At 64.8% G+C, this 12,549-nt stretch carries 14 protein-coding genes; 4 read left to right on the top strand and 10 right to left on the bottom strand.

Annotated elements, in window-relative coordinates:
- Positions 1–358: 358 nt before the first annotated feature.
- Both tyrS and V6M39_RS04760 read right to left on the bottom strand, forming a co-directional pair.
- Entirely contained in the window at positions 359–1,627 is a 1,269-nt protein-coding gene (gene tyrS / locus V6M39_RS04765; protein WP_442880682.1) for a tyrosine--tRNA ligase, read from the bottom strand.
- Between the two features lie 34 nt (positions 1,628–1,661).
- Entirely contained in the window at positions 1,662–2,066 is a 405-nt protein-coding gene (locus V6M39_RS04760; RefSeq protein ID WP_332642577.1) for a universal stress protein, read from the bottom strand.
- 136 nt (positions 2,067–2,202) lie between these two features.
- Here V6M39_RS04760 and V6M39_RS04755 point away from each other — a divergent pair, with 136 nt between their 5' ends.
- Positions 2,203–2,847, top strand: a complete 645-nt coding sequence (locus V6M39_RS04755) for a DsbA family oxidoreductase (RefSeq protein WP_332642576.1) — start codon at positions 2,203–2,205, stop codon at positions 2,845–2,847.
- A 79-nt stretch (positions 2,848–2,926) separates the two neighbouring features.
- On the opposite strand, the gene V6M39_RS04750 is transcribed toward V6M39_RS04755, so the two are convergent.
- Positions 2,927–3,490 carry a hypothetical protein gene (locus V6M39_RS04750; protein ID WP_332642575.1) on the bottom strand — a complete coding sequence of 188 codons (564 nt, stop codon included), beginning with the start codon at positions 3,488–3,490 and terminating at the stop codon, positions 2,927–2,929.
- A gap of 137 nt (positions 3,491–3,627) precedes the next feature.
- Here V6M39_RS04750 and V6M39_RS04745 point away from each other — a divergent pair, with 137 nt between their 5' ends.
- From V6M39_RS04745 to V6M39_RS04735, 3 genes are read left to right on the top strand one after another with little or no spacing between them, the layout of a single operon-like run.
- Positions 3,628–4,749, top strand: coding sequence for an SGNH/GDSL hydrolase family protein (locus V6M39_RS04745; protein ID WP_332642574.1), 1,122 nt, complete (start codon positions 3,628–3,630; stop codon positions 4,747–4,749).
- On the top strand, positions 4,746–5,360 hold the full coding sequence (locus V6M39_RS04740) for a hypothetical protein (protein ID WP_332642573.1): 615 nt from the start codon (positions 4,746–4,748) through the stop codon (positions 5,358–5,360). Before V6M39_RS04745 ends, V6M39_RS04740 begins: the two co-directional genes overlap by 4 nt.
- Before the next feature lie 20 nt (positions 5,361–5,380).
- Positions 5,381–5,695 carry a hypothetical protein gene (locus V6M39_RS04735; RefSeq protein ID WP_332642571.1) on the top strand — a complete coding sequence of 105 codons (315 nt, stop codon included), beginning with the start codon at positions 5,381–5,383 and terminating at the stop codon, positions 5,693–5,695.
- A 6-nt stretch (positions 5,696–5,701) separates the two neighbouring features.
- On the opposite strand, the gene V6M39_RS04730 is transcribed toward V6M39_RS04735, so the two are convergent.
- The 7 genes from V6M39_RS04730 to argJ all read right to left on the bottom strand — a co-directional run bounded on the left by V6M39_RS04730 (position 5,702) and on the right by argJ (position 12,451).
- Positions 5,702–6,256, bottom strand: coding sequence for a DNA-3-methyladenine glycosylase (locus V6M39_RS04730; RefSeq protein WP_332642570.1), 555 nt, complete (start codon positions 6,254–6,256; stop codon positions 5,702–5,704).
- A gap of 3 nt (positions 6,257–6,259) precedes the next feature.
- Positions 6,260–7,648 carry an argininosuccinate lyase gene (gene argH / locus V6M39_RS04725; protein WP_332642569.1) on the bottom strand — a complete coding sequence of 463 codons (1,389 nt, stop codon included), beginning with the start codon at positions 7,646–7,648 and terminating at the stop codon, positions 6,260–6,262.
- Positions 7,645–8,160, bottom strand: a complete 516-nt coding sequence (locus V6M39_RS04720) for an arginine repressor (protein ID WP_332642568.1) — start codon at positions 8,158–8,160, stop codon at positions 7,645–7,647. Before V6M39_RS04720 ends, argH begins: the two co-directional genes overlap by 4 nt.
- Positions 8,160–9,089: an ornithine carbamoyltransferase gene (gene argF, locus V6M39_RS04715; RefSeq protein ID WP_332642567.1), complete on the bottom strand. Its 930-nt coding sequence runs from the start codon at positions 9,087–9,089 to the stop codon at positions 8,160–8,162. The genes V6M39_RS04720 and argF overlap by 1 nt, the downstream gene beginning before the upstream one ends.
- Positions 9,090–9,168: 79 nt before the next feature.
- A complete protein-coding gene (locus V6M39_RS04710; protein WP_332642566.1) occupies positions 9,169–10,338 on the bottom strand; it encodes an acetylornithine transaminase in 1,170 nt (389 codons plus the stop codon).
- Positions 10,335–11,303 carry an acetylglutamate kinase gene (argB, locus tag V6M39_RS04705; protein ID WP_332642565.1) on the bottom strand — a complete coding sequence of 323 codons (969 nt, stop codon included), beginning with the start codon at positions 11,301–11,303 and terminating at the stop codon, positions 10,335–10,337. The genes V6M39_RS04710 and argB overlap by 4 nt, the downstream gene beginning before the upstream one ends.
- The gene (gene argJ, locus V6M39_RS04700) at positions 11,300–12,451 is read right to left on the bottom strand and encodes a bifunctional glutamate N-acetyltransferase/amino-acid acetyltransferase ArgJ (RefSeq protein WP_332642564.1); all 1,152 of its coding nucleotides are present in this window, start codon (positions 12,449–12,451) and stop codon (positions 11,300–11,302) included. The genes argB and argJ overlap by 4 nt, the downstream gene beginning before the upstream one ends.
- Positions 12,452–12,549: the final 98 nt, after the last annotated feature.

The following is a 12,549-nucleotide window of genomic DNA, read 5'->3' as shown; positions in this document are numbered from 1 at the left end:
ATTGATTTCCATCAAGGTCGGCGAGCCGAAGCTCTCCGATGGTCTCGACGGGGTATTACTAATTAATCTCGTCGACTTTTGGCACACTGTTGAGTTCTCAAGGATCAGACGCACACCGAAACCCAGTACCTTACGGTCTGAGTTTTGGGGCAACTCGTCTAACTTACACCGCTCGTTTTCACCGGTCAAACCCGGGTCGGTCACGATGTTGGCTGCCAACTCCGAGCGACCGGCCTTGCGGCTTTTCGCTCCGTCGTGCTGTGCAACAAGTAGAACACTACGGGGCGGGATTTGCGCACGTCAAATCGGGGTCCTGTGGCTAGAGTCACACGGGCTCCAGCCCCTGAAATTGCAGGGGTCAGGACACCGACACGCCCGAAATCGCCCGCTTCCCCTTGCGCAAAACGACCCATTTGTCGTGCAGCAGATGTTCGCCCGAAAGCACAAGATCGGGGTCCGTCACGCGCTCGTTGTTCACGTACGCTCCCCCGTCGGCGACAGCACGCCTGGCAGCGGATTTGGAATCGGCGAGTCCAGTGGCCACAAATGCGTCGACGACAGTCGGCGAATCCGCGGCTTTGAGCTCGACGGCACCGGCTTCACTCAGGGCCGCTCCGAGCGTCGCCTCGGGCAGATCCGTCAGCTCAGCACGGCCGAACAGCGCTCCGGAGGCAAGTTCTGCGGCTGCTGCCTCGTCGGCGCCGTGCACGATCGTCGTCACCTCGGCTGCCAGTCGACGTTGCGCCGCACGCAATCCGGGCTTCTCCGCATGCTCAACCTCCAGCGCAGCGATCTCGTCGACCGGGACGAAGGTGAACTGGCGGAGGTACTCCCCCACTTTGCTGTCCTCGGCCTGGATCCACGATTGGTAGAACGCATAAGGACTCGTCAGCTCGGGATCGAGCCATACGGTGCCTGACTCGGTCTTGCCGAACTTGGTGCCATCGGCCTTGGTGATCAACGGTGTCGCGAGGGCATGCACCTTGGAGCCGGCGGCTCGACGTACGAGCTCGACCCCGGCGGTGATGTTGCCCCACTGATCGCTGCCACCTGTCTGAAGCACGCAGCCGTGACGGCGGTGCAGCTCGAGGTAGTCGAGGGACTGCAGGAGTACGTAGCTGAATTCGGTGTAACTGATGCCGGCCTCGAGCCGCGCGCTGACGACTTCGCGGGCGAGCATCCGATTGACCGGGAAGTGCTTGCCGATGTCTCGCAGGAAGTCGATTGTGCTGAGGTTGGCGGTCCAGTCGAGGTTGTTGACCAGCGTGGCCGCCGACTCGCCCTCGAGCTCGACGAAGTGCGACACCTGCGTACGGATGCGCTCGACCCATTCGGCCGTCGTCTCCTTGGTGTTCATGACCCGCTCGCCGGCTTCCTTGGGGTCACCGATGAGACCGGTCGAACCGCCCACGAGGATCAGCGGCTTGTGGCCCGCCAGCTGCAGGCGACGTGCCGTGAGCAGCTGAAGGAGGTTGCCGATGTGCAGGCTCGGAGCCGTGGGGTCGAAGCCCACATAGAACGTGATCGGACCTGTCGTGAGATCAGCTCGCAGTGCATCAGGGTCCGTCGAGTGCGCGATGAGGCCGCGCGCCTCGAGATCATCAAGTACGTGGGTCACGATGCCCATTCTCACCCACCGGGCTCATACGACCCACAGCGGTTCAGAGCACCGCTGCGGCGACTTGTCCTGGCTTGACGGCGAGTACCGGAACCGCGGAGTCGAGCAGGAGCTGCTGAGCCGTGCTGCCCATCAGGAACTTGCCGACTGGCGACCGCGGACGTAGGCCGATAACCAAGAGGCTCGCCGACGTCTCCTCCACGACCTTGAGGATCTGGGCCGCGGTGTCTGCGCCGACGGGTTGCTGGATCGACACCTTGGAGCCGACCAGCTCGTGGAGCCGCTGGCGGAGCTGCTCGAGCTCGAAGCCGCGCAGGAATCCCGGGGCATCAAGGTCGGCGTCGCGGGAGACGTTGACGACCGTCAGCGTGTCATCTGTTGCGTTGGCCCGAGCCACTCCGTGCTCAAGGGCTGCCTCGCCGTACTCATCACTGCGGTATCCGACCACGACTGACATCGTGTGGGCCTCTCTGCTGGTTGGGACCCCTCCCCACGCCAGATCATGTCGCACCGCGTACGCCCGTGTCTCCCTTTGTGATGAGGGGCACGGAATAGCCGGCCATGTCCATGTGGTTGAAACTTGCATGAGCAGCGTGAAGGTAGACATCTGGTCAGACGTGGCATGCCCGTGGTGCTTCATCGGCAAGCGCCGGTTCGAGGCGGCCGTGGCCGACTTCACGGCTGGTGGCGACACCGTCGAGGTCGAGTACCACTCGTTCGAGCTCTCGCCCGACACCCTGATCGATTACGCCGGGAGTCACAGCGAGTTCCTGTCGAAGCACAAGGGCATCCCGGAAGCGCACGCGAGCCAGATGCTGACGCAGATGACCGAGCTCGGCAAGACAGTCGACATCGCGTATGACTACGACTCGTTGCACACGACCAACACGATCAAGGCGCACGAGCTGCTTCATCTGGCGAAGTCGCACGGCAAACAGCTGGAGATGAAGGAGCGCTTGCTGTCGGCGTACTTCGAGGAGGGCAGGCACGTCGGACAGATCGACGAGCTGGCTGACCTCGGAGCCGAGATTGGGCTCGACCGCGACGAGATCGTCGACGCGCTCAAATCTGAAACGTTCCTTGAGGACGTGATGGCGGACAAGGCGCAGGCCGTCGCGTACGGCATCAACGGTGTGCCGTTCTTCGTGATCAACGGCAAGTACGGCGTCTCTGGTGCTCAGGAATCAGCAACCTTCGTCGACGTGCTCACCCAGGCGGCAGCCGAATGACCGGCCCGTTCGAGATGGTTGGCGAAGACGCACCTCTGTGCGAAGACGGCGTATGCGAAGTGCCCGTCGCTACTGACGACTAGCGACGGACAAACACTCCTGTGAGCGGTGCGCCCTCGCCCTTCACGGAAAGTCGATCCGTCTCGCAGGTGACGCTGATGCCGTTCGACGGGTCGATCAATGGTGGCGCTCCGTCGGGATTGGCTCCCGGAGCTGCGGTCCATCCCCAGTTGTCGACGCCGATATCGGTCTCGCTGTCGGCGTTCCAACCCCATTCGCCACCACCTGCGCTCTGCGAGTTGACCGAGAGCGGTTGACCGCCCACGACCGCAGAGATCTCCAGGTTCGTTGAGATGCTCATGTAGGGCTCCTCGTTGAAGTCGAGGATCTGGTCGCCACCGATATCCAGCGCAGTGATCGGTAGACCAAGACCTTCGAGGTAGCTCCTGGCCTGCCCTTCGTAGTTGTCGGTGTCCAGATACCAGCGCCCCAGCAGGCACTCAGTGTCACCTCCGGCTGCCGATGTCTGCGCGGTCGCCGTCGGTTCGCTCGTCGCTCCATCTGACGGTTCATCGGATCCGCCACCGCATCCAGCGGTCAAGACGGCGGTGATGATCAGCCACGCTCCCACTCGTGTCTTCATGTCCCAAGAATCACCCACTCTGCGATTGCACTGTCAAGCCCTGTCGTGGGCCTCCGGACCCGCCGCGAGTTGGGCCCGCGGACCCGTGCGCCTGCCTCCACGCATCAATAGCGTCGAGGTGTCGAAAGGTCGGGGCAATGAAGGCACACGCACTCCGCGAACGCGGACAGGCATCCATCGACTACGTCGGTGCGATCGTCCTCGTCGCCGTCGTGATCACGGGACTGGTCGCGACCGGTGCCGCTGCCTCGATCGGACAAAACGTTGCGTCGGGTGTGTGCACTGCGGTGTCGCCCCTCACCAACGCAACGTGCGGGGGGTCGTCCGATATCGGGGGGTCGGACGACCCATCCGGACCAAGCCTGGCTGATCAGGCATACGCCGGCGACTACGTCGCACTGGGTGACTCGTACTCGTCGGGGGAAGGTGCGGGCGACTACGTCGAGAACACCAACAGCGACGACGCCACCAAGGAGTGGTTCAACGACCTGCCCGTGGACCTGTGGCCGGGCGAACCTCGCGTCAACGTGTGCCGACGCAGCGCAAACGCGTACTCGGGCTACGTGTTCGCCAACGGCGAGTTTGCCGGCGACTACCACTTCGGTGCCTGCAGCGGTGCCGTCGCGAGCGACTACTACGAGGACAACCACAGCGGCAACGACGACGAGGGGCCGCAGCGTGAGCACATCACCGACGACACGAGCCTCATTACGTTGTCGATGGGCGGCAACGACTTCGGCTTCGCCGACGTGATGGCTGAGTGCGTCAAACGCGGTCTCGGCCTGGGTGCCGCGTGCGGTCCAGACGCGACGGAAGACGCCCACGCCAGCATCGACGAGAAGGTCGACGAGCTGATCCAGATGTACCAGGACCTGGAGGAGGACGCCCCCGACGACGCGCGCATCCTCGTGGTCGGCTACCCGCGACTGTTCCCGGAGGACCCGACGGGCCCGACGTGGGGCATCGCCCAAAGGGACCAGACCTGGATCAACGACCTGGGCACGTACGCCAACGACGCGATCCGCGAAGCCATCGCCGAGTCAGGCACCCGAATCGAGTTCGTCGACGTAACCGATGCTCTCGAGGGGCACGAGTCGGGCACCAGCGAGCCCTGGTTGCACGACCTCACCTTCGGGGTCGACGGCGGCAACTGGCTGATGCCGGTTTCGAGCAACAGCTACCATCCCACCGCAGAGGGACAACAGGCGATCGGGGCGCTGGTCCACGACGCCGTCGAGAACGGAGGTGAGCGGCCATGACAGTACGAGTTCTCCTCGTCGCGGTGTGTGCAGCCGCCCTGCTGAGTGCGTGCGGCTCCGACGAGCCCGGTCCCAACCCGCGAGCGAGCGTCGAGTCCGGTGGCGAGTCGCAGAAGGCGATCCTCCCCGAGAACGTCCTGCCCGAGGGCTGGCGCTACGCCTCGGTCGAGGACTTCCTCGGCATCCCCCAGCTCTGTGGTGTGGTGCTCGAACCGCCCAAGCTGACCAGTGCCGTGACCCAGCGCTTCGCCACGAAGTCAGGCGACACATTCGTGATCCAGTACTCGTTCGTCTCGTCCGACGCGGACGCCACCGCCAAGCGCATCGACTCGTTCGTCGATGCGGCCAAGACCTGTACTGAGCACGTTCCGACCGAGGGTGCCAAGGCCGAGGTCTCGCCGCTTGCCGGCCTGTCCCCCGTCGGAGATGCCTTCGCCGCCGTCAGCGCGGTCGATGCCTCCGACGAGACCAACAAGCGCGAGTACGTCGTGTTCCGCCACGGCACGCAGGTCACGGTCCTGCTGTCATACGGATTGGGTCGGGTCGCGAAACCAGCCGATCTGGACGCCATGGCGAAGGCGATCGACCAGCGAATCGCCTCGGCCAGCTGATGCTCTCGATAGTCGGAGTCGTGTTCTTGGCACTGGTCGCGGTTGCGGCGGCCGGAGTCGTCGCCGCGTCCCGCTCTCACGGTCAACCGGGAGTGTGGCTCGGTGTCGCCGCCATGGCGACAGTCGTCGTGTACGTCTATGGAGCGGCCGAGTCGCTCGGCAGCGATACGTCGACAGCATCATGGGCGTCGACTGTCATGGCCCTGTTCGTGATCATCGGCCTGGTTCTGCTGGTCGTCCGTCGATCGAAGGCGTCGACCGTCGTGAGTGCGCTCTCAGCAGCGGCAATCGCTCTCGGTGTCGCCAGCGTCATCGTGACCGCCACTGCAGGCTGACGACCGTCATGCCCGCGGGCTCCGTCGATAGACCGACACCGTCGGATCACCGGTGATCCAGAAGCGCCATGGGACACCTGCGGCCTTGGACACACCCACGCGCGGACCTTCGCTGATGGCGGGAGCTGAGGGTGGCTCGTCCCCGAGGTGAACTGCGTTGCTCCCGAGCAATTCCGTGCCCAGGTCGTCAAGGGACAAGCCGAGCGCCCTGGCAAGGTTTCCAGGGCCGCGAGCGAGGGCTACGTCCTTGACCCGATCACCTCGTCGTGCCCGTGCGAGCTCTATGCCGTCGACGATCTCGCCTGCACGGATCAGCACCGCTGACGCTGTCTCGGTCGGACCGGTGACGATGTTGGCGCAGAAGTGCATCCCGTACGAGCGGTAGACGTACAGGCGCCATGGCTCGCCGAACATGATCTCCGAGCGCGGGGTTCGGGTGAAGGCATGCGAGGCAGGGTCGTTGACTCCCCCATAAGCCTCAACCTCGGTGATGCGCGCTGCCACGGCGTGACCGTGCAGGACACGACCCAGGAGCGCTCGGGCGTGATCCGTGACGTCCACGTGTCAGGCGAGCCGCTGGCGAAGTTCGAGGAGCTGCTCGGCAACGCGCGCCTGTGCCGTTCCGCCACGGGAGTTGCGAGAAGCCAGCGAGCCTTCAACCGTGAGCACGTCACGAACGTCTGGAGTCAGCAGCGGCGAAATCGCTGCGAAGTCCCCGTCTGTGAGGTCCCAGAGCTCGATGCCGCGCTGCTCGCACATCTGGACAGAAGCACCCGAGATCTCGTGGGCGTCACGGAACGGCACACCCTGACGTACGAGCCACTCGGCGACGTCCGTCGCCAGAGCAAACCCCTGGGGCGCGAGCTCGGCCATCCGTTCGGTGTTGAACGTCAGCGTGGCAACCATGCCGGTGAACGCAGGCAGCAGGACCTCGAGGGTGTCGATCGAGTCGAACACCGGCTCCTTGTCCTCCTGCAGATCGCGGTTGTACGCGAGTGGCAGCGCCTTGAGCGTCGCCAAAAGTCCCGTGAGGTTGCCGATCAGGCGACCTGCTTTGCCGCGGGCGAGCTCGGCGATGTCGGGGTTCTTCTTCTGCGGCATGATGCTCGAGCCTGTCGAGAAGCCGTCATGCAGCGTGACGAAGCCGAACTCCTTGGTGTTCCAGATGATGATCTCCTCGGCGATGCGAGAGAGGTCAATGCCGATCTGGGCTGTGACAAAAGCGAACTCGGCAACGAAGTCGCGCGCTGCCGTGCCGTCCATCGAGTTGGCCGTCGAGTCGGTGAAGCCGAGGTCTTTGGCGACCTGCTGAGGGTCGAGGCCAAGCGACGAGCCAGCGAGCGCGCCAGAGCCGTACGGCGAATCAGCAGCCACGCGCTTGTCCCAATCTTCGAGGCGATCGAGGTCGCGTACGAGCGGCCACGCATGCGCCAGCAGATGGTGCGACAGCAGCACGGGTTGGGCGTGCTGAAGGTGGGTGCGACCCGGCATGGGCGCGTCGATGTGGGCCTCCGCCTGCTCGGCGAGGGCTGCCACCAGTCCGCGTACAAGATCGCCGATCGTCCTGGCGTGGTCTCGGAGGTACATCTTGAAGAGCGTGGCGATCTGGTCGTTGCGTGACCGTCCGGCACGGAGACGTCCACCCAGCTCAGGGCCGAGGCGCTCTAGCAATCCGCGTTCGAGCGCGGAGTGCACATCCTCGTCGTCAGGGTGAGCTGCAAAGGTGCCCGACTCGACGTCGGCCGCGAGTGCATCGATGCCGGAAATCAGGGTGGTGAGGTCGTCGCGGCTGAGAAGTCCGGCGGCCTGGAGCACGCTGGCATGCGCGCGCGATCCGGCGAGATCGTACGGCGCGAGGCGCCAGTCGAAATGCGTTGACCGCGAAAGCGCGATCAGCTCGGGCGATGGGCCGGAAGCGAACCGCCCTCCCCACAGAGAGGTTTTGTCGATCACGAAGTCTCCTTGGAGGTGGATGCGGCAAGCGACATGAGCCGGCTGGCGACGGCGTCGCCACCCAGCGGATCGCGACAGATCAGCAGGACAGTGTCGTCCCCAGCGATGGTGCCGAGCAGGTCGGGCTGGCCGGCATGGTCGACAGCGGAGGCGAGGTACTGGGCGGCCCCGGGCGGGGTACGCAGCACCACCAGATTTGCCGAGGACTCAGCGGCAACGAGCAGCTCCCGGCAGATGCGCGCGAGTCGCGTCTGTGCCGCTGCGCTGTCCGGCGCTGCCCGAGGTGTGCGGTCTCCGCCCTCGGCCGGCACCGCGTAGACCAGCCCTCCATCGGGGTGACGCACACGCACGGCATCGAGCTCGACGAGATCGCGGGAGATCGTCGACGGTGTCGCGTTCACTCCGCGGCTCTCGAGCAGCTCAGCCAGGTCACCCTGGGAACGAATGAGCTCGTGACCCAGCAGCTCGACGATCAGCTGCTGACGTGCGCTTTTGGTATCGGGAACAGTCATCATTTCTCCCCCGCCTTCTCGAGCAACCAGATCATCAAGGCCTTCTGGGCGTGGAGGCGGTTCTCAGCCTCGTCCCACACGACGCTCTGAGGGCCATCGAGCACTTCGGACGAGATCTCGAGCCCGCGATAGGCCGGCAGGCAGTGAAGAACGACGGCGTCCGGCGCGGCCTTCGCCAACGACTCGGCGTTGATCGAATAAGTGCCAAAGAGCTCGAGGCGTGCTTCCTTCTCGCTCTCCTGTCCCATCGACACCCACGTGTCGGTGATGACTACGTCGGCTCCGGCGATCGCGGAATCCGGGTCGTCCGTCACGGCGACAGATCCTCCGGTGGTCTCGGCGATCTCCGCGGCATCGGCGACGATCTTCGGATCGGGTTGATAGCCCAACGGTGCGCCGATGCGTACGTGCATGCCTGCCAGCGCGCCGCCAAGCAGATAGGAGTGCCCCATGTTGTTGGCGCCATCGCCGAGATAGGCGACGGTCAGGCCAGCGAGAGCCCCCTTGTGCTCGATCACGGTCTGCCAGTCCGCGAGGATCTGGCAGGGGTGAAAGTCGTCGCTGAGCGCGTTGATGACGGGTACACCGGCGTTGGCGGCCATCTCCTCGAGCCCGGACTGGGCGTACGTCCGCCACACGATCGCGCTGGTCATACGGCCCAGGACCTTTGCTGTGTCCGCGGTCGACTCGCCGCGACCGCTCTGGGTCGTGGCAGTGTCGAGAATCAGCGGGCTGCCACCAAGGTCAGCGATTCCGACACCGAACGACACTCGCGTTCGGGTTGAGGCTTTGTCGAAGATGACGGCCACAGTCTGCGGCCCCTCCAGCGGCTTACGTGCATAGGGGGTGGCCTTGACTTCGGCTGCAAGAGCAAGCACCTCGGCCTGCTCAGCGGGGGTCAGATCGTCGTCGCGAAGGAAGTGCCTCATGGCGTGGCCTTCCTGAGAAGGGCATTGTACGAAGGCAACGCCATGACTGATGCTTGCTGATTCGCTCGCTGGCGCTCGCTCATGCCGACACCTCATCCAGAACAGCCCGAATGGTCGTGACCGCGCGGGATGCCTCGTCCTCGGTCAAGATCAGCGGCGGCGCGAGCCTGAGCCGATCAGGGGTCGGTGCGTTGATGATCAGTCCGGCAGCGAGTGCCGCCTTGAAGACATCGGCAGCAATCGGTTGAGCGAGGACGATTCCCACCAGCAGGCCACGGCCAGTTGTGCTCGTGACGAGTCGGTGCTCTTCGAGGCCGCGGCGCAGCTGATCCCCGATCGTCGTGACGTGATCGAGGAGCTTGTCGGACTCGATCGTCGAGATGACTGCCAGCGCGGCCGCTGTGGCGACAGGGTTGCCACCGAACGTCGAGCCGTGGTTGCCGGGCTGGAGCAGAGTTGCAGCGTCACCGAGCGCCACGCACGCGCCGATTGGGATGCCGCCGCCCAGACCTTTGGCGAGGGTCACCAGATCCGGGACGACTCCAGACTCCTCATACGCGAACCACGCACCCGTACGACCGATGCCGGTCTGGACCTCGTCGAGCCACAGCAGTGCGCCGTGCCTGGTCGTGATTTCCCTGGCTGCCTGGAGGTATCCCTCCGAGGGCTCGACCACGCCGGCCTCACCCTGGATCGGCTCAAGGAGTACGGCTGCCACGGATTCGTCGACGGCAGCCTCAAGAGCAGCGATGTCGCCGTACGGCACCCAGGTCACGTCGCCCGGCAATGGCTCGAACGGCGCGCGGTAGGCCTCCTTGGAGGTCAGCGCGAGTGCGCCCATGGTCCGGCCGTGGAATGAGCCCTCGGCCGCAACCACCTTGGTACGGCCGGTGCGCCGGGTGGCCTTGAACGCCGCCTCGTTCGCCTCGGCTCCCGAGTTGCTGAAGAACACCCGCCCCTCATGGCCGAGTAGCGCGAGCAGCTTCTCGGCCAGTGCGATCTGTGGCTCGGAAGCAAAGATGTTGGAGACGTGACCAAGCGTGGTGAGCTGGGTGGTGACCGCCTCGACGATCGCTGGGTGGGCATGGCCAAGGGCGTTCACCGCGATACCACCGAGCAGGTCGAGGTATTCCTTGCCGTCGGCGTCCCAGACGCGCGATCCCTCGCCACGGACCAGGACGGTCTGCGGCGGACCGAAGGTGTTCATGACGGCACCTTCGTAGCGCTGGGTCCACTCGGTGACAGTCATTTCTTGTCCTTCGTGACGCTGGTCGAGTAGAGCGCCGTACGGATGCGTGTCGGCGCACCGGGCACGACCTGCGTCCCAACGCCCTCGTCGGTGAAGATCTCAAGCAGCACGGCGTGGGGCTCTCGACCGTCGATGACGGTGGCGCGATTGACACCCTCCTCGACTGCCTTGAGGCAGGCCGTCATCTTGGGGATCATGCCTGTCGAGAGGGTCGGGATGATCTCGGCGAGCGACTCGGGGCTGATCTCGCCGATGACGTCGGTGCTGTTGGGCCAGTCGGCATACAGGCCCTCGACGTCGGTGAGGACGAGCAGCTTCTCCGCGCCGAGCGCGACGGCCAGCGCGGCTGCCGCGGTGTCGGCGTTGACGTTGTAGACCTGACCGTCGACGTCAGGAGCGACCGTCGAGACGACAGGGATACGGCCGGCATCGATGAGGTCGAGAACAGCTTCGGGGCGTACGCCGACAACTTCGCCGACGAGACCGATGTCAGTCTCGACACCGTCGATCATGGGCTTCGTCTTCTTGGCGGTGAACAGACCGCCGTCTTCACCGGACAGTCCCACCGCGAGGTCACCGTGTTGGTTGAGCAGACCGACGAGCTCCCGGCCGACCTGACCGGTCAGCACCATGCGTACGACTTCCATCGTCTCGGGAGTCGTGACGCGCAGACCACCCCGGAACTCCGACTCGATGCCGAGCTTGTCCAGCATCGCGCTGATCTGCGGTCCACCGCCGTGCACGACGACGGGCTTGAAGCCCGCGAGGCGCAGGAACACGATGTCCTCGGCGAAGGCCATCTTGAGCGACTCGTCGGTCATGGCGTTGCCGCCGTACTTCACCACGATGACCTTGCCGTGGTACTTCTTCAGCCAGGGCAGCGCCTGGGCCAGAGTGGCGGCTTTGGCGGTCGCCTTCTTCCAGTCCTCAGGATGCCACTGATCGGGTGTTTCGATTTCGCTCATGATGAGTACGCCGAATTCTCGTGGACATACGCCTGCGTGAGGTCGTTGGTCCAGATGGTGCCCGTTGCCGAGCCGGACTTGAGGTCGATCGTCACGCTGACGGCGCGCTGAGAGAGGTCGATCGAGTCGGGTGACTCCCCCGGCCCGCTGTTGCGGCAGACCCACACACCGTTGAGCGCGACGTCCAGGTTCGCGGGATCGAACGCTGCTTGCGTCGTTCCCACCGAAGCGAGGATGCGTCCCCAGTTGGGGTCCTTGCCGAAGATCGCGCACTTGAACAGGTTGCTGCGGGCGACCGACCGGCCGACTTCGAGTGCGTCGTCGACTGACGCCGCATTGACGACCTCGATCGCGATCTCGTGATCAGCGCCCTCGGCATCGGCAAGGAGCTGCATCGCGAGGTCGCGGCACACAGCGGTGACGGCCTCAGTGAAGGCTGCGGCGTCCGGCTTGACGCCTGAGGCTCCACTCGCCATCAGCAGCACCGTGTCATTCGTCGACTGGCAGCCATCAGAGTCGAGACGGTCGAACGTCTGAGCCGTCGCGCTGCGCAGCGCCGCATTTGCGGTGTCGGCATCGACATCAGCGTCTGTCGTGACGACGACGAGCATCGTGGCGAGCGCTGGCGCCAGCATGCCGGCACCCTTCGCCATACCGCCGACGGTCCACCCGTCGCCGTGGGCCACTGACTCCTTCGCGACGCTGTCGGTCGTCATGATCGCCGAGGCAGCTGCCGCGCCGCCGTCGGTTGACCTGGACGCCAATGCTGCATGGACTCCGGACAGCAGCGCGTCACGATCGTTGAGCAAACCGATCAGACCGGTCGAACACACCTGTACGTCGATCGCACCGATGCCGAGCGCGGTCGCCACGGTCTCGGCGGTGTGGTGAGTCGTCGCGAACCCTTCGGGACCGGTGTAACAGTTGGCGCCACCCGAGTTGATGACGACGGCGACTGCCGAGCCGGACTTGATCGCTTCCTCGCTCCAAAGGACCGGGTTGGCCTTGCAGCGGTTGCTGGTGAAGACGGCAGCGGCAGCGTGCGACGGTCCGTCGTTGACCACCAGCGCGACGTCGGGTCCGCCATTCGACTTGAGGCCGGCTGCAACGCCGGACGCACTGAATCCCTTGGCAGCTGTCACGCTCATCCGGACGCCTCAGATTGAAACCCACGATACAAAGGCGTCCGCATGACTGATGCCTTTTGATTCGCGCCCCCTACGACTCGGGATATGCGGAACGCCCT

The sequence above is a fragment of the Aeromicrobium sp. genome, assembly GCF_036675695.1.
GTDB lineage: Bacteria > Actinomycetota > Actinomycetes > Propionibacteriales > Nocardioidaceae > Aeromicrobium.
Note: the sequence above shows the minus strand (reverse complement) of the source record. Positions and strands in the feature narration are given on the sequence as shown.